The organism is Solwaraspora sp. WMMA2059 (assembly GCF_027497315.1).
Taxonomy (GTDB): domain Bacteria; phylum Actinomycetota; class Actinomycetes; order Mycobacteriales; family Micromonosporaceae; genus Micromonospora_E.
On record NZ_CP114908.1, the window covers coordinates 4,609,808 to 4,632,825 of the forward strand.

Here is a 23,018-nt window from a genome sequence, read left to right on the forward strand (position 1 = left end):
GCGAAGGTCGCCCGCATGTACCACGAACGAAACATGCGGCAGACCAGCATCGCCGATGAGTTGCACATCTCGCAGGCACGTGTGTCCAGGCTGCTCAAACGAGCCACTGAGATTGGCATCGTCCGGACGATCGTGTCGCTGCCGGCCGGTGTCCACACCGACTTGGAGGAGGCTGTCGAGCAGCAGTACGACCTGCATGAGGCCGTGGTGGTCGATGCCTCGAGTGTGGATGACCTGCTCCCAGCTCTGGGCGCGGCGGCAGCCGACTACCTGGAGACCACCCTCACCGGCGGTGACCGGGTCGGCATCTCCTCGTGGAGCGCGACTCTGCTGGCCGCTGTCGAACGGATGCGTCCGTCCCGCGCCCGCGTCGTTGATCAGGTCGTCCAGATCGTCGGTGGCGTCGGGAATCCTCGCGTGCAGGTACGCGCAAACCTGCTGATGAGCCGATTCGCGGCGATGACCGGAGCCGAGCCACTTTTCATGCCGGCGCCGGCGATGCTCGGCACCGAGGCTGCTCGCGAGGCGTTGTTGCGGGATCCCACTGTCGCGGAAGTGCTGCAGACCTGGCCGAAGCTGACGATGGCACTGGTCGGCATCGGCAGCCTCGAGCCCTCGCCACTGCTACTCGAGAGCGGCAACGCCCTCGCGGAGCCTGACCAGGCGGCCCTACGCGCCGGCGGTGCCGTAGGGGATGTCTGTCTGCGGTTCTACGACGCCGTAGGTCAGGCCGTGCACACCCCGCTCGGCGACCGAATCCTTGGCATCAGTCCCACAGAGTTGCAGACGATTCCCCGGAGAGTCGCCGTCGCTGGCGGGAGGAACAAGCTCGCCGCCATCCGCGGCGCGCTGCTCGGCAAGCACGTCAATGTGCTCATCACCGACCTCACGGTCGCCCAGCTTCTGGTTGACACCCCAGATCGACCTACTTCCCGGTAGCTCATTCGATTTTGTTTCGCCGAGGCCAGCGAAACTGGTAAGTCTGGCAGGTCGACAAGATTGCCTACCGCCGCAGTCAACCGATGTCGCACCCTCGTCGAGCGGGTATTCATAACCGACTTTCCTTGCAGCGCCCGGCCCCTACTGGCATGATGAGGTGTGGACAACACGCGCCGGGAGCCCAGAAGCGCTGATGTTCCGTGGCCGAGGGCAACGGCGACGGACGCACCCGTCCCTCGACGACGTAGCTGAGGGCAAAGGCCAGCAGTAGCACGCCGGCCACCCGGCGAAAAGCAGGCCCACGCCCTCAGCTACGCCCATCGCGGCGTCGCGCGGTCACCGCAACGACGCTCGCTGTCGCATGCGCAGCGCCCACTGGAAAGCGTCAGCCCGGCCGAGCACCCACAAACACCGACGCCAATCAAGGCGAAACAGCGCGCCCAACGGGCATAGAATAGATATTCAGTGACGACTACCCTTGCAGTCGCGATTCACATCTGCGACGATGAATGTATATATGGCTTTCGGGAGACCGGGGACGCTGCTCGTTCTGTGGCCGAGGGCAACGGCCGCGGAGACTTTCGTCCTTCATACCCGCAGCTGGGGCGACAGCCGGCGAGATGTCCATTCACATTCTGGCAGCAATGCGCTCAGCTCAGGTCCAGCTGCGCTGTTCGCCGCCCGTTCTCCTGATTAGGGTGGCAGAGAGGAAGCCCGATGAGGCTTGCCCACCACAAGAGAACTCGACTGTCCGGACTCCGACGTAGCGCGCTGGCCGCGACCGCGCTCGTCGTGGCTTCCACCGCGACAGTCGCCGTCGCCACTCAAGCCAGCGCCGCAGCCGGTTGCCGGGTCAACTACAACATCACCAGCCAGTGGTCCGGCGGCTTCGGCGCGACCATCGACATCACCAACCTCGGCGACCCGATCTCCGGCTGGACACTCCAGTTCACCTTCCCCGCAGGCCAGACAATCACTCAGCTCTGGAACGGCTCGGTCAGCCAGTCCGGCAGCAACGTGACCGTCAGAAACGCCTCGTACAACGGCAACATTCCCACCAACGGCACCGTCAGCCCAGGGTTCAACGGAGCCTGGACCAACAACAACCCGAAACCCACCTCGTTCACCCTGAACGGCACCGTCTGCACCGGCTCCACCACCCCCACCACCGCACCACCCACCACCGCACCACCCACCACCGCACCACCCACCACCGCACCACCCACTCAGACGGTCTTCGCCATCAACGCTGGCGGCAGCGCCTTCACCAGCTCGGACGGCACCGCCTTCGCTGCCGACACCGGCTTCTCCGGCGGCTCCACCTACACCGTCAGCGACTCCATCAACGGCACTACCGACGACGCTCTCTTCCAGAGCGAACGCTACGGCAACTTCAGCTACTCAGCCGCAGTGCCGAACGGCTACTACACCGTCACCCTCTACTTCGCCGAGGTCTACCACACCGCAGCCGGCCTCCGGAGCTTCGACGTCCTCATGGAGGACGCCGAACAGGTCAGCGACCTCGACATCTTCGCCCGAGTCGGCGCGGACACCGCCTATACCACCCAGAGCTCCGTGGCAGTCGGCGACGGCACCATCAACATCCAATTCGTATCCAACGTCGAGAACGCAAAGGTCAACGCCATCAAAGTCGCCCGCGCCAGCAACCCCGGCGACCCAGTGGCCGCCTTCACCATCACCCCGACCAACCCCAAACCGGGCGACACCATCACCGTCGACGCCACCGCATCCTTTGACCTCGACGGCACTATCACTGCCTACCGCACCGACTACGGCAACGGCACCGTCAAGACCGGCGCAGTCACCACCCACCAGTACTCCGCCGCGGGCACCTACACCGTCACCGTCACCGTCACCGACAACGACGGCCGCACCAACTCCCTCGCCAAGTCGGTATCGGTACGAGCCGCGTCCTCGAAGCCGCGGGTCATCAACACGACCGACCTGGGGGCTGACCCGGACGACCTGCAGTCGCTCGTTCGTATGCTGGTGATGGCCAACGAGGTGGACCTGGAAGGCATCATCGGCAGCACCAGTTGCTGGCGGCCGACGCAGAGCTCCTCCAACATGAACAACCTGCTCAATCCCCGACTGAACGCGTACGGCCAGGTACTGTCCAACCTGCAACGGCACGCCGACGGATACCCGAGCCTGTCGTACCTGCAGTCCATCTCGAAGCTGGGTCAGACCGGCTACGGCATGGACGCGGTCGGTTCGGGTAGGGACACCCCCGGCTCGGAGCTGATCATCGCTGCGGTGGACCGGGACGATCCCCGGCCGGTTTGGGTCAACTTCTGGGGTGGCGGCAACACTTTGGCGCAAGCGGTCTGGAAGGTACAGAACACTCGCAGCCAGGCAGAGGTCAACCGGTTCATCAGCAAGCTCCGGGTGTACGACATCCTCGGTCAGGACGATGCTGGCGCGTGGCTGACGAAAAACTACCCGAACCTCGTCTACATCCGCGCAAAGAACCTGGTGTACAGCTGGCAGCCGTCGGACGGTTGGTTGGACTCCAACGTCCAGAACCACGGTCCGCTGGGGGCGCAGTACCCGGACAGGCAGTGGGCGACCGAGGGTGACACCCCGGCGTTCCTGCACCAGATCGCGAACGGGCTGACCGATCCGGACCACGTGGACTGGGGCGGCTTCGGCGGTCGGTTCGGCCCAGCCGAAAGGTCCGCTGTACGTGGTATGTCCTGCAGCGGTCGGCTCGACCACGAGCCGTCGTTCGACCCCTACTACATGTACACCGACGCGTCGGAGGGTGGCAGCTCGATCAACCGGTGGAGCACCGCCATTCACAACGACTTCGCGGCCCGGATGGACTGGAGCATCACCAGCAGCTACTCCGGCGCCAACCACCATCCGATCGCCGTGCTCAACGGTGACACCACCAAGGATGTCCTGGAGATGCCCGCCTCCGCTGGCTCCAGTGTGAACCTCAGCGCAGCCGGCTCCAGCGACCCGGACGGCAACTCGCTGGCGTACACGTGGTCGTACTACGACGAGCCCAGCTCGTACAACGGCAGCGTGTCGATCAGCAACAGCTCTGGCACCTCGGCCACGGTGCAGATCCCGTCGAACGCTGGCGGGCAGAGCATCCACATCATCCTGCAGGTACGTGACAACGGGTCGCCCAACCTGTACTCCTTCCGGCGGATGGTGATCAACGTCCGGTAGGTCGGGTCAGCCGCCGGCCGTGGGGACGGAGCGGCGGCCAAGGGGCGCCTCCCAGGCAGGACATTGTTGGACTGCCCGGGAGGCGCCCTGCTTCCTGTGGTCCGACCGGCCAGCACCCCCGCCGCCCATTGATCTGTTTCGTTAGATTGTTCGAAACTTATCGCCGCGACATCCGCGAACTTCGATTGATGTCGCAGCCGTCACCTAGCCGGAAGGGAGAGCCCTGGTGATCATCAGCTCGGGCCGCTCGAAGATCCGTTCGGCGGTCGTCATGCTCTCCACAGCAGCCCTCGCGGTCGCTGGAGCCATGACAGTACTGGCGGGAACCCGCGCCGCCGACGCCGCCGACGGTGCCCTCGCCTTCGCCTCGAATGTCGAGGATGAGGGCGCCGACTGCCTCGTACCCAATCCAGGTTCCTTCAGCCCAGCTCCCGACTTCCAGATCCGGTCCTAAAAATCGACGGTTCGCGGATCACCACCAAGGCCGAGTGGGTATGCCGGCGGGCCGAGATCCGGGAACAGGCCGAACGGTACGTCTACGGTGACAAGCCAGCGAAGCCGGCCACCGTCACCGGCACCATGACCAGTTCCAACATCACGGTGAACGTCTCGCACAACGGCCGCAGCTCCAGCTTCTCGGCCAGCGTCCAACTGCCCAGCGGATCCGGACCCCACCCGGCCGTCATCGTCTACGGCGGTTTCGGCGCGGACACCGCCACCATCCGGTCCGCCGGTGCCGCCGTGATCAGCTTCGACCCGTTCTCCGTCGGCCAGGAAGGCACCGGACGCAGCAACAAGCAGGGTGCCTTCTACAGCATCTACGGCTCGTCCAGCAGCACCGGGCTGCTGATGGCCTGGGCGTGGGGCGTCAGCCGGATCATTGACGTCATCGGATTCCTTCCGTGGATACTCCGGCGTTGCGGCCGGGAGGAAACGGAACTCCTGCGGAGCAGGGCAGGGAAAGCCGATCCGCCGCCGGGGCGGATCGGCGTCCAGGCGCGATCGGATGCGGCAGGCCGTAGTCCGTACCCTCGGGTAGACCGTGCATGTCGACGTGCAGGGGCGATGACCACGAGCCAGCGACGAATCCAACGAAGTACGTGAAATTGGATTCGCCAGCCGGAAGGCAGACACGCTGCTCATAGTCGGACAGATGCCAGGTCGCCTGCGAGGTACCGGCGGCAGGTGCCGCCGATCCCGTGCCGACGGCCGCCGACGCGGTCGATGGACTTATCGCCAAGGTCAGCGCCAAGCCGGTTGCCACTGCGAGCGCCACCTTGACTGAGCGGGTCAATCTCACGATGAGCCTCCTTCGGTGATGCGACCTCGGACGACCTCCAACCCCAGAACCCGGTACACACCCGGTTCGCCGCCCCTCGTGCACGGAGCATCACGTGGATACTCCTCGAACACCACGCACCTCTTGGGTATCCCCTACAACCACACCAGCATCGATGTTGCCGAATCTGTCCACTCGTGCTGAAATGACTCACATCGCCGCAGCGTGGGGGCAACCGCGCTGAGAACGGCCAGCCGGGAGCATCGCAGCGTCGGCAGCGCGGCACCTGGCAGACACCCGTGCCGCACCGCCCGACAGGCTGTCCGTCAGCAACATCCACTCTGGTCTGCCAAGGCATCGGATTCGGCGACGAGGTGAGAAGTAGCCATGGTTCCCCGGGAGAGATTCGCCAGGTGGTACCGAAACCGCTTCGCCTGGGTGGCGGTGATCCTGCTGGCGAGTTCGTTCAGCGTGGTCGTACTGGCCGACTCGGCCGACCCCGACCTGGCACCGGCGGATCTGCGCGGACAGATCATGACCCGGATGCGCGCCACGCTTGAACAGGCGGACCCGGGGCAGCACAACCACGCCGATCACATCGTGCAGGCGGCCGACGGCGACGGACGGGCACCGGCGGTGATCTGCGGGGTCCACGTCTACGGCCACGAGCCGACCGACGTCGACACACTCGCCGACGTACGGACCGTCTACGGCTTCCACCTCTGCGGGGTCGCCGGACCCGACCGCCCCTGGGACGTCGCTCCGAAGCTCGCCGGTCCGGTGATCATGGACCTGTCCACCGAGCCACCCGGTATCCAGGTGGTCGAGGCCACCGCCGAGGTCATGTTCGTCGACCGGCTGCGGCAGATGTTCCCACCGAAGTACGCGGAGCTGGCGATGAAGGAGGCTCTGGCCGAACCGGAGATGGCCGATCTGCGCCGCCGGTACGACGCCGCAGCCGGACTCTGACCACACCGAACGGAGCGCTGGCGGCGCCGACGGACGTCCCGTGGTGGTCGGGACCAAGGTCCCGGCCACCACGGGTGTTCCGCCTCAGGCGGCGGGACCCGCCAACGCGGGAAGCTGATCTCGTCACAGCGAGATACGAGTCGCGGAGGCGACGATGACCACCACCCAGCACACCAGCCACCGGTCGATCGAACGGCCCCTCGATCGCGCCGAACTCCCCGGCGCGATGCTGACCACCACCGCCGCCCGGGCCATGGCCGTGCTGCGGATCTCCACCGGGTTCGTCTTCCTCTGGGCGTTCCTCGACAAGACCTTCGGCTTCGGCTTCGCCACCCCGGCCGAGCGGGCCTGGGTCAACGGCGGCTCGCCGACCAAGGGCTTCCTCTCCTCGGTCGAGGTCGGCCCGCTGCAGTCGTTCTTCCACTCGATCGCCGGCACCTGGTGGGCCGACACCCTGTTCATGACCGGCCTCGGCGCCATCGGCATCGCGCTGATCGCCGGTATCGGGCTGCGGGTCGCCGCCGCGTCCGGTGCCCTCATGATGGTGTTCATGTGGCTCGCCGAGTTCCCGCTCGACCGCGTCACCGCCAGCGGGGAACCCGCCCACGCCACCAACCCGCTGGTCGACTACCACATCGTCTACGCGGTCGTCTTGGTCGCCCTCGCCGCCGCCTACGCCGGCCATACCTGGGGTCTCGGCCGACTCTGGGCGAAGCTGCCCTTCGTGCAGCGCAACCGCTGGATGATCTGACCTTCCCCTCCCCCGATCGGTGTGCCGGACCGCTCCCCCGCGGTCCGGCACACCGGCGTCTGACGTGCCGCCGACCCTGTCAGGCCAGCAGACTCTCGCCGATCCAGCCGCCGGGCCCGCAGCCGGGCGGAATCGCGAACACCGCCGACCCGATCGGGGTCACCCACTCGTTGAGCAGGTCGTGGTCGGCAAGCCGCTGCTGGATCGGCAGGAACTGGGCGGTGACGTCCGCCTGGTACGCGGCGAAGATCAACCCGCTGTCCGGCGTACCGTCGGGGCCCGGCACCCCGTCGTAGTTGTACGGCCGCCGCAGGATCTTGTACCGGTCGTCGGTGATGTGCGCCCGGGTGACGTGCGAGAAGTCCGGCATGATCGGCAGCCCGACTTCGTTGACCGCGGAGAAGTCCGGTTCGTCGGTCTCCTCCTCACCGGTCAGCGGTGCCCCGCTGTCCAGCCGCCGCCCGATCACCAGCTCCTTGTCGACCCGGCCCAGCTTGTCCCAGGTTTCCATCTCGGTGCGGATCCGGCGCACCACACAGGTGGTGCTGTCGCGCAGCCAGTCCGGACCGTCAGCGGCCCAGACCGCCGTGTCGAACGCGGGCGTGTCAGGGGTCGGGTTCGCCGTACCGTCGATCTGGCCCATGATGTTGCGCTGGGTGTGCGCCTCATGTTCGACCCCCCGCCCCCGGCGGAAGCCCTGCTGCACCCAACGCACCCGGGCGAACGGCCGGGCATCCTTGATCAGCATCCGTTGCGCGTGGGCCACCGTGAGCGGATCGTCGGCGCAGATCTGCAGCAGTAGGTCACCGCCGGACCAGCCGGGTTCCAGCCGGTCGATCGCAAACGCCGGCAGGTCGGCCACCGAATCCGGCCGGCGGTCCGGCACCCCGGCCACCGCGTACAGCCCGGGGCCGAACCCGAACGTCACAGTCAACCGGGCCGGCAGCACCGCCAATTCCGGCTCGGTGTCGGCCAACGGCGCCACGCCCTGGGTCAGCCGGGCCGCATCGTCGGTGAGCAGCCGCAACAGCCGGCCCAGTGCCGGCCGGCCCGTTCCCGTGTTCAAGGTGAACGCGACGAACGAGGCGTACGCCTGTGGCGCGGTCGCCACCCCGGCCTGCCGCGCCCCGTGGAACGGCACCGTCTCCGTACCGAAATCGACCGGTAGCGGCTCGGCGGCGGCCGGGCCGGGGTCGGCCGGTTGCCGGTTGCTGGTTGCTGCCGCGGCGACCGCCGCACCGCTGGCCAACGCTCCGCCGAGCGCGGCGGCGCCGCCGGTGAACAGCAGGCGGCGGTTCACCGCCGGCCGGGCAACGTGTTCCTCAGCAGGCATGCGCTCAGCCGTTGTCCATGTCCATGTCCATGTCCATGTCCATGTCCATGTCCATGTCCATTTCCGAGTCCGGGTCGTAGCTCTCCTCGGCCCCGGCGAAGGGCTTCGCCACCGCGCTGAACTCGTACGTCCCGCCGTCGGCGAACGTCATCGTGAAGGTGATCTCGTCACCGGGCTGAACCGCTTCGGCGATGTCCATCAGCATGATGTGGTCGCCGCCGGGTTCGAGGGTGTGGCTGCCGCCGGCCGGTACGGTGATCCCACCGCCCTTCTCCCGCATCACCATCGCGCCGTCCTGCATCGCCATCTCGTGCAGCTCGATCGGGGAGATCGCGGTCTCGACCGCAGTGACGGTGATGTCGGCGTCGGTGTCGTTGACCAGCACCCCGAAGGCGGCCGTCATGCCCTCGTCGGCGGCTTTCACCCACGGATCCTCGATGACGAGCCCGGCGGTCTGGGTCACCGCCGGGCTGTCCGACGGCGTCGGCTCGGCGGTTGTCGACGCCCCGTCGCCACCGCAGCCGGCGAAGGCGAGCACGACACCGGCGAAGCCGGACAGCGCCGCGAGCCGCCGTGCCCGCTTCCGTACCGAACCAGCCTGGACCGCTGTTGACATGCGCGTTCTCCTCACGAGTGGTATCCGAGTAGTCGGGCCGTGATCCACACCGGTTCCGGAAGTGACCTAGGTCACCCGTCGGCGACGCGCGGCGAAGAACGCCGCCACGGCCGCCCCGACGATCACGAGCGCCACCCCGCCGACCAGGTACGGCCACCGCTCGACGCCACCCGACGGCTCCTCCGGCTGCGCCTGCCCGGGTTCCGCTGCCGCGCTCCCGGTCGCGGCGGCGCTCGCCGTCGCCGCACCGGACGCGGCGGTCAGCGGCGCGTTCACCGCGAACCGGAACGACCCCTGCACCGGGTGGCCGTCCGCCGACACCACCCGGTACGCCACCGTGTAGACGCCGTCCGGCAACGGCTGCACCGGCCGCGCCACAGCCCGCTGCTGATCCACCACCGGGCCCTCCACCGGCACCTGCGCACCACCGGCGTCGCTGACCACGATGGTGGTGAACTCGCCGTTGAGCCGCTCGGTGAACACCAGCTCGATTTCTTCCGGCGCCTGCGTCACCCGGGTGTTCTGCCCGGGCTGCGAACTCACCAGCGCGTTGTGCGCCACAGCCTGCGACGCCGGCAGCAGGACGGCAGCAACGGCGGCGGTGACGGACACTGCCGCGCGCAGGCCCAGCGTGGCGAAGGCGACGCCACGGCGACCACGTACGGACATCTCGGCTGTTGTCGGCACGGATGACACCTCCCTCGGTCAGGGCTTCTGGACCCGGCCCGGAATCGATTGAACATTACTCACGTCGCGACGCTCGCCGCTGGTCGGACAGCTTGCCAGCCCGCACAATGACCTGATGCGCCTGATGTCGTTGCTGCCGTCGGCGACGGAGATCGTCTACGCGCTCGGGCTGGACGACGATCTCGTCGGGGTGACCTTCGAGTGCGACGAGCCGCCGACCGCCCGCCGGGACAAAGCCATCGTGGTCGGTGGCCGCGACACCCGGGGCATGACCCCGGCGGAGATCGACAGCTACGTCAAGGGCCGGATGGCTGCCGGGGACGACCTGTACACGCTGCACGCTGACGCGCTGGCCGGCCTGGCACCGGATCTGATCCTCACCCAGGACCTGTGCCGGGTGTGCGCGCTGCCGTCCGGCCAGGTGTCCAACGCCCTCGACTACCTCGGCTGCCGCGCCGACGTGCTGTCGCTCGACCCGTACACCCTCGACGAGGTGCTCGACACCTTCGTCGCGGTGGGTGAACGTACCGGCGTACCGGATCGGGCCGGCGTGCTGGTCGCCGGCCTGCGCCGCCGGCTCGCGGCGGTGGCCGCCGCAGTCGCCGGCGCCGCCGCGCCCCGGGTGGCGGTGGTGGAGTGGGTCGACCCGCCGTTCACCGCCGGCCACTGGGTGCCCGACCTGGTGTCGGCCGCCGGAGGCAACCCGGTTGCCGCCCGTCCCGGTGCCCGCTCGACGCAGACCACCTGGGACGCCTTCGCCGCCGCCGACCCGGACGTGGTGCTGGTGGCACCGTGTGGCTTCCATCTCGACGGCGCCGCCCAGCAGGCCCGAGTGGTGACGGACCGGATGCCGGGCGTACCGGTGTGGGCGCTCGACGGGGACTCCCTCGTCGTCCGGCCCGGACCGCGGCTGATCGACGGGGTCGAAACCATCGCCGCCGTGCTGCACCCCGACCGGGTGCCGGCCGCGCCGGCCGGCGCGGCCGCCCGCGTCGCCTGATCACGGCCGCCCGCGTCGCCTGATCGGGGATCCAGTGTCGGGCCCACCGGCCGAGCACGCAGGGCTGGGATCGTCGTTGGCTGGGTATGAGTGCCAGTAGCGCAGATTTCAGCCGACCCGAGGAGAACTCGTGACCGACCAGCGACAACGCCCACCGACCACCACCGACGCCGGGGTGCCGGTCGCCAGCGACGAACACTCGCTCACCGTCGGCCCGAACGGCCCGCTGCTGCTGCAGGACCACTACCTGATCGAGCAGATGGCGAACTTCAACCGGGAGCGGATCCCGGAGCGGCAGCCGCACGCCAAGGGCGGCGGCGCGTTCGGCGTGTTCCAGGTGACCGGCGACGTCAGCGCGTACACCCGGGCGGCGGTCTTCCAGCCCGGCACCGAGACCGAGGCGATCGTCCGGTTCTCCACCGTCGCCGGGGAACGGGGCAGCCCGGACACCTGGCGTGACCCGCGCGGCTTCGCCGTGAAGCTGTACACCAGCGACGGCAACCTCGACATCGTCGGCAACAACACGCCAATCTTCTTCATCAAGGACCCGATGAAGTTCCAGCATTTCATCCGGTCGCAGAAACGCCGGGCCGACAACAACCTGCGCGACCACGACATGCAGTGGGACTTCTGGACCCTGTCGCCGGAATCCGCGCACCAGGTCACCTGGTTGATGGGCGACCGGGGCATTCCGCGTACCTGGCGGCACATGAACGGGTACGGCAGCCACACGTACATGTGGATCAACGCGCGGGGCGAGAAGTTCTGGATCAAATACCACTTCAAGACCGACCAGGGCATCGAGTTCTTCACCCAGGACGAGGCGGACCAGATGGCGTCGGCCGACACCGACTACCACCAGCGGGACCTGTTCGAGCACATCGCCGCCGGACAGTTCCCGTCCTGGACGCTGTACGTGCAGGTGATGCCGTTCGAGCAGGCCAGGACGTACCGGTTCAACCCGTTCGACCTGACCAAGGTATGGCCGCACGGCGACTACCCGCTGCACGAGGTGGGCCGGCTGACCCTGAACCGCAACGTCACCGACTACCACACCGAGATGGAGCAGGCGGCGTTCGAGCCGAACAACGTGGTGCCCGGCACCGGGCTGTCCCCGGACAAGATGCTGCTGGCCCGCGGGTTCAGCTACGCCGACGCGCACCGCGCCCGGCTCGGCGTCAACTACCGGCAGATCCCGGTCAACTCGCCGAAGGTGCCGACACACAGCTACTCCAAGGACGGCGCGATGCGCGTACACAACGTCACCGACCCGGTGTATGCGCCGAACTCGTACGGTGGACCGCAGGCGCAGCCGGATCTCACCGACGACGGCGGCATCTGGTACGCCGACGGCGAGATGGTCCGGGCGGCATACTCGTCGCACGCCGAGGACGACGACTGGGGGCAGGCCGGCACCATGGTCCGCCGGGTGTTGGACGACGCGGCCCGCGACCGGCTGGTCGACAACATCGTCGGGCACCTGCTCAACGGGGTGAGCGAACCGGTGCTGCAGCGTGCCTTCGAGTACTGGCGCAACGTCGACAAGAACATCGGCGACCGGGTGGCCGCCGGAGTCCGGGCCAAGCAGGATGAGAAGGACCCGAAGGCGGCCAAGCAGGCCAATCCCGCCCGGTCCAGCATGCAGGCCAAGGCCTGACCCATGGCGGTACGTCCCGGTCGGGGTACCTCGACCCGACGCTTTGGATCATCGGCGGTCCCGCGACTGGACGCGGTGCAGGCGGACGGCGAGCCACAGCCCGCTGACGGCGAACATCACCGCGCTGGCCAGCAGCCAGCGAGTCAGGTACGGCTGCTGGGTCAGGCCGGTCGCGGCGGTGAACGTGCCGCCGCCGAGCCGCAGAATGCCGGGCAGGTAGACGATGAACAGCAGCGCCGACCCGAGCGCCGGCACCCGGACATGGTTCACCACGGACAGCCGCGCCGGGCGGCTACCGTTCCCGGTGGCCGCCTGGGTCGCGGTGAGCAGCGCCCGGTCGGCGGCCGCGTAGACCGGGAACATGACCAGGTCGTGCACGATCACTGCGGCCACGAACCAGATCAGCATCCGTACGGCGGTCGCCTCGCCGGCCAGCCGCAGCGCCACCCAGCCGGCGACCGCGAAGCAACCCACCAGCAACAGCGGGTGCCACCACGGCGCCCCGTAGCCGGCCCGGAGCCGCCCGGCCACCAGCTGCCTGCTCCGGTCACCCATTGCCGTCACCGTCGCCGCTGAAGTCGATGGTCGCCACCCATTTGGTGCAGTGCACGCCGGGCAGCGCCGGCACGATGATCCGGGCCGGAAAGCCGTGGTCGAGGGAGAGGTCGACGCCGTTGACCCGCAGCGCCAGCAGCGAGTCCGGGTCCAGCACCTGGTTGGCCTGCAGGGTCGCCTTGTTGAACAGGCCGCCGCGCTGGATCGAGGTGACCCGGGCCGACGCCGGCTCGGGCACCCCGGCCTCGGCGGCCAGGTCGCGCAGCCGTACCCCGGTCCAGGTCTGCAGGGTCGACCAGCCCTCCACACACGCGATCGGCAGCCGGGCGGTGTGCGAAGGCATGCCGAGCAGCTGTTCCCGGCTCAGGCTCACCACCCGGCCGTCGTCGCCGAGCAGTTCCAGGCGCCAGCCGTCGCCGGTGTCGGCCGGCCGGATCCCGGCCGCCGCGGCGGTGCGGTTGACCGGGAAGCCGTTCGGTCCGTCACCGGCCGGTCGACCACGGGGCAGCAGCAGGGCCAGCCGCCGCCACGGGCCGTCCAGGCTCTGCCCGACGGTGAGCACGGCCAGCAGTAGCGATCCGCCGCCGACCAGGGCGAGCGCTCCCCGGCGGCTGATCGTCGCCGGGGCGGGCCGCAGGGCGACCAGGCCGTCCGGGTCGGGCGGCTCGGGCCGGGTGTCGGCCCGCGAGGTACGCAGTTCGGCACGCAGCGGCCGGGACCGCAACGCGGTGACCATCCGGGGCAGCTTGAGTACGACGTGAACGACGAACGCGGCGGTGAACACCCACGCCCCGAAGTAGTGCGCGGTGTAGAAGTCGAACCCGAACAGGTACGCGTACTGCACGTTGAGCACACCGGTGACGGTCTGGAACAGGATCCCGCCGACCAGCAGCAGCAGGGAGATCCGCTCCAGTGCCTGCGCCGCAGACCGCACCGGCGGCCAGGCGAACAGTTTCGGAATCACCGACCACAGTTTGGCCAGGATCACCGGGATCAGCGCGATCCCCAACGCCACGTGCAGGCCCTGGCTGACCCGGAACAGCCAGGACGGGCGGGTCGGCCAGTCGAAGTACGGCAGCCGCAGCCAGCCGACGTCGCGCGGGAACGCCTGCCCGAACTGCGGTCCGTAGGCGATGTAGTCGAGCAGCCCGGTGATCATCACCACCGGCAGGCCGATCAGCAGGACGAGGCCGAGGACCGAGGTCAGCCAGGGGCCGCGCAGCGGGCTGCGCCAGCGGCGGGCAACGTCGGACGGGCCGGCGGAGGTAGGACCGGCGGAGGCGGGGCCGGAGCCCGGGTCCGGAACCGGATCGGTGGTGGCGGCCATGTACCGGGACGCTAGTTCGCGACGACCCGGTCAGGGCCCGGTTCGACGATTACGGAATTCTGACGACTGGCCGGAACCGGACCGGCGACCCACCGACCGGCCATACCGTGAGCGGATGCGGATACTGCTCACCGGCGCGGCCGGGTTCATCGGATCGCACGTCGCCGACCTGCTGGTCGACGAGGGACACGAGGTGGTCGCGCTGGACGCGCTGCTGCCGCAGGCACACGGCGACAAGCCACCCGACTGGGTCCGCCGGCACGACCTGGTACGCGGCGACGTCCGCGACGGCGAACTGTTGGACCGGCTGTTGCCCGGCGTCGACGTGGTCTGTCACCAGGCGGCGATGGTCGGCCACGGCCTCGACCCGTCGGACGCGCCGGCCTACGCCGGGCACAACGACTACGGCACCGCGGTACTGCTGGCCGCGATGCACCGGGCCGGCGTGACCCGACTGGTGCTGGCCAGCTCGATGGTGGTGTACGGCGAGGGCCGCTACACCTGCGCCGCCCACGGCGTCGTCCGGCCGGCGCCGCGCCGCCCCGACGACCTGGCCGCCGGCCGGTACGACCCGCGCTGCCCGCAGTGCGCCGGTGAACTCCGCTGGACGCGGGTGCCGGAGAACGCGCCGCTGGAACCGCGCAGCACGTACGCGGCGAGCAAACTCGCACAGGAGCATCTGGCGGCGGCGTGGGCGCGGCAGACCGGCGGCGGTGGCTGGGCGCTGCGCTACCACAACGTCTACGGCCCCCGGATGCCACGCGACACCCCGTACGCGGGAGTGGCGTCGCTGTTCCGGTCGGCGTTGGCCGACGGACGGGCACCGCAGGTGCTCGAGGACGGCCGGCAGCAGCGGGACTTCGTGCACGTCACCGACGTCGCCTGGGCGAACCTGCTGGCCATGGTCGCCGACCAGCCGGCCGGCATGGTGCCGGTGAACGTCTGCTCGGGTGAGCCGCACCCGGTCGGTGAGCTTGCCCGGCAACTGGCGGCGGCGATGGGCGGGCCGGAGCCGGCGATCGTCGGCGGTGCCCGGCCGGCGGACGTACGGCACGTGGTGGCCGACCCGGGCCGGGCGGCGCGACTGCTCGGCTTCACCGCCCGGGTCGGTTTCGCCGACGGGGTGACCGCGTTCGCCACCGACCCGCTGCGGGAGCCGGCCGCGCTGCAGGGTGAACCGGCAGCCCTGCCGGTGCCGGCCTGAGACCCGGGCCGGCGCTGCCAGCGCCGGCCCGGGACCCGGTCAGGAGAAGGTGAGTAGCAAGTGGTTGACGGCGAGCGCGGTCGCCGCCTGCCCGGCCAGCCACCAGCGGCGTGCGCCGGCCGGCAGGTGGGCGGTGGCGACCAGCAGCCACACCACGAACGGCAGCCAGATCCGTTCCACCTCGGCCTTACTCAGCCCGGACAGGTCGGCGGCGAGGATCGCGACGGCCGCCGTCAGCGGCAGCACGACCGTCGGCCGTGCGGCGGCCCGCAACCCGGCTAGCAGCCGTCGCCCGCGCGACGCGCCGGCCGGCTCGGTCGGGGCAGCAGGTACCGTCGGCGTGGCCTGCCGGGCCGCCCCGATCGTGCGCCGCAGCGCCGGCCCGACGACCAGGCCAGCGGAGAGCAGCATCGCCGCCAGGTTGGCCCACACCCAGTAGCTGTACGGACGCTCGGCCGCCCAGCCCTGGTAGTACCGCTCGACGACCAGTTGATAGCCCTCCCACCACCAGAAACCGGCGGCGGTGAACGCCACCACGACTGCGGCCACCCCGGTGCCGGCGATCAGCAGCGCGGGCAGGAACCGGCCGGGCCGCATCACCAGCACCGCCAACGCCAACGGTCCGACCAGCACGAACCCGTACGACAGGTAGAGCGCGAAGCCGAGCAGCAGGCCGCCGGTGAGCAGCGCCGCCGGGTGGCGGGCGGCCAGCAGGGCCAGCCCGGCGGCGACCACCCCGGTGAACACCGCGTCGCCGGACGAGCCGATCCACACCGCGCCGGGCAGCAGCACCAGGAACGGCAGGACGGTGCGGGCGGCGTCCTCCGCGCCGAGCCGACGCAGCGCCGCCGGCACGCTGACCACCATGGTCGCGCCGATCAGGATGCAGGCCAGGCCGGCCGCGGTGCCACCGCCGAGGCCGATCCGGTCCAGCCAGACGAAGACCAGCAGCGCCCCCGGCGGGTGGCCGGCGGTGTGCGTGGACCAGGAGCCGGGCTGGAAGTCGATGATCCGGTCGCTGAACCCGGCCAGCATCACCGGGATACTGGTGATCCGGTGCACCTCGTGCAGGTACTCGGCCTGGTTGGTGAGGCGTTCGGTGACCCCGGCGGTCCAGCCGTCGATCAGGGCCAGCGACAGTATCCAGGCCACCGCGGCGAGGTACCCGACGCCGAGCAGCTGCCCCCAGTTGGCGGTGCGCGCCCACCGTACCCCCCAGCCGACGACCGCGACGGCGACCACGACGGCGAGCGGCGTGCCCCAGCCGACGTGCGGACGCCAGAACGCGTACAGCGGTGCGGTCTCGGCATAGAGTCCGACGCCTCGCCGGTTGAGCACCACACCGACGACGACGGCGGCGGCGATCAGCGCCAACTCGACCCCGAGCACGATCAGGTCGGCGCGACCGGACCGCCGGGTGGCGGATTCTGGTGTCATGACCACCGGACGGTACGGCCTGCACCGGCATCCGGACCGGGCAACGGCCGGACCGTAACCCTCCGGTAAGAATTGCCGCCCGTAAGACTTCCGTAAGCGCGGAACGCCACCCGGTCGGGGGCGGTTCGTCCTAGCGTCGGCGGTATGCCGACACCGATCGACGTGGTGCTGCCCTGCCTCGACGAGGCAGCCGCCCTACCGGGCGTACTCGCCGCGCTGCCGCCCGGCTACCGGGCGCTGGTGGTGGACAACGGGTCCCGGGACGGGTCCCCGCAGGTGGCCGTCGAGCACGGCGCCCGAGTGGTGCACGAGCCCCGACGCGGGTACGGGGCGGCCGTGCACACCGGTCTGCTGGCCGCCGAGACCGAGCTGGTCTGCGTGCTCGACGCGGACGGGTCGTTCGACCCGGCGGAGCTGCCGGCGCTGGTGCGTCCGGTGGCCGACGGGCACGCCGAACTGACCGTGGGACGCCGCCGACCGGTGTCGGCGCGGGTCTGGCCCTGGCATGCCCGGGCCGGTACGGCGCTGGTCGCGGCGCTGCTACGGCAGCGCGGCGTACCGCTGCGGGACCTGAGCCCGATCCGGGTGGCCCGCCGCGAGGCACTGCTGTCGCTCGGGGTCACCGACCGGGCCTTCGGCTACCCGTTGGAGCTGATGATCCGGGCCGCCGGTGCCGGGTGGCGCATCGTCGAGCTGGACGTGACGTACGCACCCCGGGCGGCCGGCACCCGGTCGAAGGTGTCCGGCTCGGTACGCGGCACGCTCCGGGCGACCCGCGACTTCGGTCGGGTGTTGCGCACCGTGGACGGTGCCCGTTGACCGTCCTGCTGGTGATGGCGAAGGCACCGGTGGCCGGGCTGGTGAAGACCCGGCTCTGCCCACCGGCCACTCCCGCGCAGGCCGCCCGGATCGCCACCGCCGCGCTGCTGGACACGATGGACGCGGTCCGTGCGACCGGCGCGGCCGGTGCGGTGACGCCGGTGCTGGCGCTGGCGGGCCGGCTGACCGACGCTGACGCGTACCCGGGTGCCGCCGAGGAGTTGACCGTGGCGACCGCCGGCTGGCGGGTGCTGCCACAGCGCGGGGACGGTTTCGCCGACCGGCTGGCCAACGCGCACGCCGACGTGGCGGCGGCCTACCCGGGCCGGCCGGTGCTGCAAATCGGGATGGACACCCCGCAGCTGACCGGCGCGGCGCTGACCGCCGCCAGCAGGGCGCTGACCGGTGTCGATGGGAGATTCACCCGGGCCGCAGCGGTGCTCGGTCGGGCTGCCGACGGCGGCTGGTGGGCGCTGGGCCTGACCGATCCCCGGCACGCCGAGGTGCTGCGGCGGGTGCCGATGTCGACCTCGCACACCGGACGCGACACCTGGTCAGCGCTGCGCGCGCGAGGGTTGCGGGTCGCGCCGCTACCGGTGCTGTGCGACGTCGACGAGTGGCCGGACGCGCTGGCGGTGGCCGACGCGGTCCCCGGCAGCCGGTTCGCCGGACAGGTGGCGGCGGTTGGCGTACCGGCCCTGGCCCGGACACCGGTGACGGTGGCGATGCCTGCGGCTGGGGCACGACGGTGACCGCCAGCGTGCCCGGCCGGTACGCGGCGGACCACGGTTTCGCCGCCCCCCTGCTGGCTCCGGCTTCCGGCGGACACTGGCTGGTGCAGGGTGACGGGGTCCGCTGGCAGCTGCCGGTGGAGCGCTGGCACGGGCCGGTGGAGCCGACAGCCGACGCGGTGGTGGCCCGGTGCTGCGGCCCGACCCTGGACCTGGGCTGTGGGCCGGGCCGGGTCACGGTGGCGTTGACCCGGGCCGGGGTGACCGCCGTCGGGGTGGACGTGTCGGCCCGGGCGGTGGCGCTGACCCGGGCCCGGGGCGGGGTGGCGATCCACAGTGACCTGTTCGACCGGCTGCCCGCCGAAGGCCGGTGGCGGCACGCCGTACTGCTGGACGGCAACATCGGCATCGGCGGCGACCCGGTGGCGCTGCTGCGCCGGTGCCGGTCGTTGCTGCATCCACAGGGCACCCTGCTGGTGGAACTGGATCCGCCCGGGGTCGGGCTGTGGCGCGGGTACGCGCACGTGGTCAGCACCGCCGCCGGGGGCCGGCCCCGGCTGGGGCCGGCGTTCCGGTGGGCACGGCTGGACACCGACGCGGTCCGAGCCGCTGCGGCCGCCGGTGGGCTGACCGTCCGGGAGGTGTTCCGCGACGCCGGCCGGTGGTTCGGCGAACTGGCGGTGTCGCGGTGAGTGGCTACCGCCCGCCGTCCGACACCGCGCCGTCCGGCAGCGGGTAGCGCAGCACCAGTGGATCGGCCGACAGATTGTGCCGGGCGAGGAACTCGCGTACCTGCGGTTCGACGGCCGGGCCGGTCAGCGCGGCGAACCGCTGGAGCATCGACGCGACCGCGCAGACCACGGCGAGCTCGACCAGTTCGTCGGCGTCGAAGTGGTTGATGGCCGGCTGCACCTGCCGCCGGGGGGTCACCAGCGGCACCTGGGCGGAGAGCCAGGCCAGCCGCAGCGCCGCGCGTTCCCGGTCGTCGAAGACGCCGCCGTCGTCGGCACGGCCGGTGGCGGCGGCCACGCAGCGGTCGATCCGGGTCACCGCGTTTGACCGGTCCGGTGCGGCGGTGAAGGCGAGGTAGCCCTCGGCGGCGGCCAGGTAGCCGTGGTCCCGGGCGACGGCCGACACCCGGGCCATCAGGTGTTTGAGGTCGGCGGGGATCCGCGAGTGCGGCCGGTCGCGCATCAGTTCGACGTACAGGTGACAGTGCCGGCGGCGCTGCGCGGCCGGCCAGGCCCGCACCCAGGCCGGGACGAAACCCAGCTCGCGTTCGGCGTAGGTCTCCGGGTCGCCGACGAGTTCGTCGTAGCCGGCCATCAGCTGCGGCAGGGTCGGCCCGCCGGACGGCAGCTCGTGGTCGAGGTTGCGCGGGTTGGTGTCGCCGACCGCGTGCCGGCCGGCGGTCACGCCCCGGGCACTGGCCGTCGCCGCCCAGTCGCCCTCGATTTCCAGGCCGACCAGGTCGTTGAACACGTTGAGGAAGCCGAACGACGCCACCACCATGGTGAGCGCGTCCATCCTGGCCTGGGCGTCCCCGTCGCCGTGGCGGGCCTGGTCGACGGTGTCCCGGACCTTCGCCAACGCCTGTGGGGTGACGGCGTTGCGGGTGGCCCGGGCCGCCAGGTCGGTCAGGGCGGCTTCGTGCGGCCCGGTCGCGCTGTCCGGTTCCGCCGGGCCGGTCGCGCCGGGTACGGCGACGGCGTGGGTCATGCAGTAGGAGCAGCCGTGCGCGCGGGACGTCGCGTAGGCGACCTCGGACATCACCGCCCGGCCGAGCCGCTGCCCGCCGGCCTGCACGGCCGCCGCGTTCTGGCAGTAGACGAACAGCTTGTAGGCTGCCGGCCAGCGGTGCAGGTAGGCGAAGGTGTTGGGCCAGAAGCCGAAGAACCTCCGGTACATGTGCAGGATCGGCCAGGTCTGCGGGTCGGGGTCGTGGGTGCCGTCGCTGGTGGGGATGACTGTGGACAGTGCGAGGTCGGCCGCACCGTCGGCCAGCTCGTCGTCGGTGTACGCGTCGAGGTCCAGGTCGCCGCGGTGTGGTGCGGTGGTCAGGGCGGCCAGCCGGCCGGTCGCGGCCAGCCGGTCCAGGTCGTCGGCGCTGCCGACGTGGTAGTCGCCGAGGAAGATCTGCGGGACGGTGTACGCGCCGGAGAAGTAGGCGCTGGCGTTCGCGGTGCGGGCGTCGGCGGTGACGTCGTACGACTGGAAGTCGATGCCTTCGCCGGTGAGCGTCCGCTTGGCCCGGGCGCAGAAGACACAGTCGGGCTTGGTGAACGCACGCACGGTCGGTCGGGTGGGCAGGGACGGGTGCACGATAGAGCCTCCTTTGGCTGCGGTTACCGGGCCCCGGGCGCTTCATTGAGCATACACTCATTGAGTTCTTACTCAACGAGTTTGGTCGAGGATGTGGAGGACCATGGCAACCAGTCGGCAACAGGCCGCCGAGCAACGGCGACGGCAGCTGCGTGAGGTCGCGGTACGCGTCTTCGCCCGGCAGGGCTTCGCGGCCACCACCACCAAGCAGCTCGCCAAGGAAGCCGGCGTCGCCGAGGGACTGCTGTTCCACTACTTCCCCACCAAACTCGACCTGCTCAAGGACGTGGTCTCCGAGTACGGCGGCTACCGGCTCGCGATCGGCGACGTCCTCGACCCGCTCGACCCGGACGACCCCCGGTTCGCGCTGGCCGCCTACTGCCGGGCGCTCCTCGCCCACCTGCGCGAACACGCCGACCTGATCGCCGTACTGGCCGGGGAGAGCCAACTCGACAGCGACCTGTCGAATGTGTTCTGGGACGTGGTCGGCGACATGCGGGCCGGTCTGGCCGGGTGGCTCGACCGGGCGGTGCGGGCCGGTTCGGTACGCCCTGATGCCTCGACCACCGTCGCGGCGCACCTGGTCACCTCGACGCTGTCGCTGTTCTTCCTGGAACACCGGCGACTGCCGGAGCGGCAGTGGCGTACCCGGGCAGCGGAGCACGTCGCCGCCGTGGTGGACAACACGCTCGCCGGCATCGGCGCGGCACCGGCATCCGGCACCGCCGCCCGGGTGGACCGGCCACCTGCCCCACCGAGTTGATCTTCCGTTGGTCGCAGACCGTCGTTCAGCCAGCTGACGCCCGGCGCTCACCACCGGGCGCGACGTTGCTCGGGTGACTGACGATCCCTGCGTACTCACCAGCCGCGACGCCCCGAGGGCCTCGGACCAGGGTCTGGCCTGGGCGCAGGGCGTCGTCGACGGACACCGTACGCTGCCGGTGATCCTCACCACCCACGACCTGGCCTGGGCCGACGACGCCGGTGCGGCCAAGCTGTCCGGCCACGGGCAGCGGCTGTGGGACCGGTTGATTCGGGACAACGACCAGATCTTCCTCACCCTCAACGGCCACTACTGGCCGCCCGGGCGGACCACGCTCACCAACGCGGCCGGCCACGACGTACACGTGCACATCGTCAACTACCAGGACCGGTACTACGGCGGGGCCGGCATGATCCGGCTCTACCATTTCGATCTGGTCCGCAACGTCATCGACGTGGAGACCTTCGCGCCCTGGTTCCTCACCCGGGATCCGGCCAAGCGGACGCCGCTGCAGGCCGAGACGGTCGAGCTGACCGGCCCGGTCGACCGGTTCAGCGTCGAGGTCGACTTCGCGGCCCGGTTCGACGGGTTCGCGCCGGTGCCGCCGGCCGCGCCCCGGCCGCCGGTCGCGGTGCTGCGGCACACCACCGTCGGCTACTGGCGGTTCGACTCGGCCGGCTTCGGTGCCGGCACCGGTAGCCCGGTCACCGGCAACCCGGTGCTCGACGGCACCGTGGTCCGCGACCTCAGCGGCAACGGCAACGACCTGACCGTGGGCCGGATCGGCGCCGGCACCGCCGAGACGTTGACCTTCTCCGACGAACACCACAGTGGCCAACCGGCGCACGCCAGCCTGCGCTTCGACGGCGGCAAGGGACCGGACCGGGGTGCCATCCTGCGAGCCGGCCCGGACGCGCCGATCAACGGTATGAAGTTCCGTGACGGCTACACCATCGAGGCGTTCGTGAAGCTGCCCGACCCGTACCCGGGCGACCACGCCTGGATGGGAATCCTGAGCTGGGAGGGGCGCAGCGGCGACGCCGGCAAGACCACCGGCTGGTCCCCGCTGGAGTGCACCTGCAGCCTGAACATCTCCCCCGAGCGCTTCCTGCAGTACGTTGTCTACGCCGACGTGCAGGACGCCGACCCGACGTCGTGGAGCCACGCCCTGCCGCCCGGCCGGTGGATGCACCTCGCCGTGGTCAACGACTCCGAGCAGACCGTCGTCTACGTCGATGGGTCGACGATCGCCCGCAACCCCACCCAGCCCTCGACCGGCATCGCCACCCTCGGCCTGCCGTTCGTGATCGGCGCGACCTCGTTCGACCTGCAGTACGGGCAGGGCTTCTACGGCTGGATCGGTGACGTGCGGATCACCGCGAAGGCGCTGCGCCCGCACCAGTTCCTGCACCCGTACAGCTGACCGTC

21 protein-coding genes are annotated in these 23,018 nt (G+C 70.4%); 14 read left to right on the top strand and 7 right to left on the bottom strand.

The annotated features are described in order from the left end of the window. The first annotated feature begins 33 nt into the window (after positions 1-33). The 6 genes from O7553_RS21005 (at position 34) to O7553_RS21030 (ending at position 7,139) form a co-directional block, all read left to right on the top strand. On the top strand, positions 34-939 hold the full coding sequence (locus O7553_RS21005) for a sugar-binding domain-containing protein (RefSeq protein WP_281551396.1): 906 nt from the start codon (positions 34-36) through the stop codon (positions 937-939). Between the two features lie 717 nt (positions 940-1,656). After that, entirely contained in the window at positions 1,657-4,140 is a 2,484-nt protein-coding gene (locus O7553_RS21010) for a nucleoside hydrolase-like domain-containing protein (protein ID WP_281551397.1), read from the top strand. A 226-nt stretch (positions 4,141-4,366) separates the two neighbouring features. Next, a complete protein-coding gene (locus O7553_RS21015; protein WP_281551398.1) occupies positions 4,367-4,594 on the top strand; it encodes a hypothetical protein in 228 nt (75 codons plus the stop codon). A gap of 125 nt (positions 4,595-4,719) precedes the next feature. Then, complete coding sequence (locus tag O7553_RS21020) at positions 4,720-5,244, top strand: hypothetical protein (protein ID WP_281551399.1); 525 nt, start codon at positions 4,720-4,722, stop codon at positions 5,242-5,244. Positions 5,245-5,806: 562 nt separating this feature from the next. Next, the gene (locus tag O7553_RS21025) at positions 5,807-6,388 is read left to right on the top strand and encodes a hypothetical protein (RefSeq protein ID WP_281551400.1); all 582 of its coding nucleotides are present in this window, start codon (positions 5,807-5,809) and stop codon (positions 6,386-6,388) included. Positions 6,389-6,542: 154 nt separating this feature from the next. Continuing rightward, positions 6,543-7,139, top strand: a complete 597-nt coding sequence (locus tag O7553_RS21030; RefSeq protein ID WP_281551401.1) for a DoxX family membrane protein — start codon at positions 6,543-6,545, stop codon at positions 7,137-7,139. 79 nt (positions 7,140-7,218) lie between these two features. On the opposite strand, the gene O7553_RS21035 is transcribed toward O7553_RS21030, so the two are convergent. From O7553_RS21035 to O7553_RS21045, 3 genes are all read right to left on the bottom strand, one after another. Continuing rightward, the gene (locus O7553_RS21035; protein ID WP_281551402.1) at positions 7,219-8,472 is read right to left on the bottom strand and encodes a Dyp-type peroxidase; all 1,254 of its coding nucleotides are present in this window, start codon (positions 8,470-8,472) and stop codon (positions 7,219-7,221) included. A gap of 4 nt (positions 8,473-8,476) precedes the next feature. After that, the gene (locus O7553_RS21040) at positions 8,477-9,088 is read right to left on the bottom strand and encodes a copper chaperone PCu(A)C (protein ID WP_281551403.1); all 612 of its coding nucleotides are present in this window, start codon (positions 9,086-9,088) and stop codon (positions 8,477-8,479) included. A gap of 66 nt (positions 9,089-9,154) precedes the next feature. Beyond that, positions 9,155-9,757 carry a copper resistance CopC family protein gene (locus O7553_RS21045; RefSeq protein ID WP_281551404.1) on the bottom strand — a complete coding sequence of 201 codons (603 nt, stop codon included), beginning with the start codon at positions 9,755-9,757 and terminating at the stop codon, positions 9,155-9,157. A 133-nt stretch (positions 9,758-9,890) separates the two neighbouring features. Between O7553_RS21045 and O7553_RS21050 the strand changes: the two genes are divergently transcribed. Together O7553_RS21050 and O7553_RS21055 are read left to right on the top strand one after the other, a co-directional pair. Then, complete coding sequence (locus O7553_RS21050; RefSeq protein ID WP_281551405.1) at positions 9,891-10,775, top strand: ABC transporter substrate-binding protein; 885 nt, start codon at positions 9,891-9,893, stop codon at positions 10,773-10,775. 130 nt (positions 10,776-10,905) lie between these two features. Further along, the gene (locus tag O7553_RS21055; protein WP_281551406.1) at positions 10,906-12,432 is read left to right on the top strand and encodes a catalase; all 1,527 of its coding nucleotides are present in this window, start codon (positions 10,906-10,908) and stop codon (positions 12,430-12,432) included. Positions 12,433-12,480: 48 nt separating this feature from the next. On the opposite strand, the gene O7553_RS21060 is transcribed toward O7553_RS21055, so the two are convergent. Both O7553_RS21060 and O7553_RS21065 read right to left on the bottom strand, forming a co-directional pair. Continuing rightward, on the bottom strand, positions 12,481-12,987 hold the full coding sequence (locus O7553_RS21060; RefSeq protein ID WP_281551407.1) for a hypothetical protein: 507 nt from the start codon (positions 12,985-12,987) through the stop codon (positions 12,481-12,483). Beyond that, entirely contained in the window at positions 12,980-14,314 is a 1,335-nt protein-coding gene (locus O7553_RS21065) for a molybdopterin-dependent oxidoreductase (RefSeq protein WP_281551408.1), read from the bottom strand. The genes O7553_RS21060 and O7553_RS21065 overlap by 8 nt, the downstream gene beginning before the upstream one ends. A 115-nt stretch (positions 14,315-14,429) precedes the next feature. Between O7553_RS21065 and O7553_RS21070 the strand changes: the two genes are divergently transcribed. After that, positions 14,430-15,518, top strand: coding sequence for an NAD-dependent epimerase/dehydratase family protein (locus O7553_RS21070; RefSeq protein WP_281551409.1), 1,089 nt, complete (start codon positions 14,430-14,432; stop codon positions 15,516-15,518). 39 nt (positions 15,519-15,557) lie between these two features. On the opposite strand, the gene O7553_RS21075 is transcribed toward O7553_RS21070, so the two are convergent. After that, complete coding sequence (locus tag O7553_RS21075) at positions 15,558-16,955, bottom strand: hypothetical protein (protein WP_281551410.1); 1,398 nt, start codon at positions 16,953-16,955, stop codon at positions 15,558-15,560. A gap of 144 nt (positions 16,956-17,099) precedes the next feature. On the opposite strand from O7553_RS21075, the gene O7553_RS21080 reads away from it, so the two are divergent. Genes O7553_RS21080 through O7553_RS21090 form a run of 3 tightly spaced genes read left to right on the top strand, consistent with a single transcriptional unit; the run spans position 17,100 to position 19,197 of the window. After that, the gene (locus O7553_RS21080; protein WP_281551411.1) at positions 17,100-17,774 is read left to right on the top strand and encodes a glycosyltransferase family 2 protein; all 675 of its coding nucleotides are present in this window, start codon (positions 17,100-17,102) and stop codon (positions 17,772-17,774) included. Next, positions 17,771-18,526: a DUF2064 domain-containing protein gene (locus tag O7553_RS21085; RefSeq protein WP_281551412.1), complete on the top strand. Its 756-nt coding sequence runs from the start codon at positions 17,771-17,773 to the stop codon at positions 18,524-18,526. The genes O7553_RS21080 and O7553_RS21085 overlap by 4 nt, the downstream gene beginning before the upstream one ends. Then, positions 18,523-19,197: a class I SAM-dependent methyltransferase gene (locus tag O7553_RS21090; protein WP_281551413.1), complete on the top strand. Its 675-nt coding sequence runs from the start codon at positions 18,523-18,525 to the stop codon at positions 19,195-19,197. Before O7553_RS21085 ends, O7553_RS21090 begins: the two co-directional genes overlap by 4 nt. Positions 19,198-19,201: 4 nt before the next feature. On the opposite strand, the gene O7553_RS21095 is transcribed toward O7553_RS21090, so the two are convergent. Beyond that, positions 19,202-20,827, bottom strand: coding sequence for a glutaredoxin domain-containing protein (locus O7553_RS21095; protein WP_281551414.1), 1,626 nt, complete (start codon positions 20,825-20,827; stop codon positions 19,202-19,204). A gap of 103 nt (positions 20,828-20,930) precedes the next feature. Here O7553_RS21095 and O7553_RS21100 point away from each other — a divergent pair, with 103 nt between their 5' ends. Next, complete coding sequence (locus O7553_RS21100) at positions 20,931-21,590, top strand: TetR/AcrR family transcriptional regulator (RefSeq protein WP_281551415.1); 660 nt, start codon at positions 20,931-20,933, stop codon at positions 21,588-21,590. Between the two features lie 73 nt (positions 21,591-21,663). Further along, positions 21,664-23,013 (top strand): LamG-like jellyroll fold domain-containing protein, encoded by a 1,350-nt coding sequence (locus O7553_RS21105; protein ID WP_281551416.1) that lies wholly within the window; start codon positions 21,664-21,666, stop codon positions 23,011-23,013. The last annotated feature ends 5 nt before the right edge of the window (positions 23,014-23,018 follow it).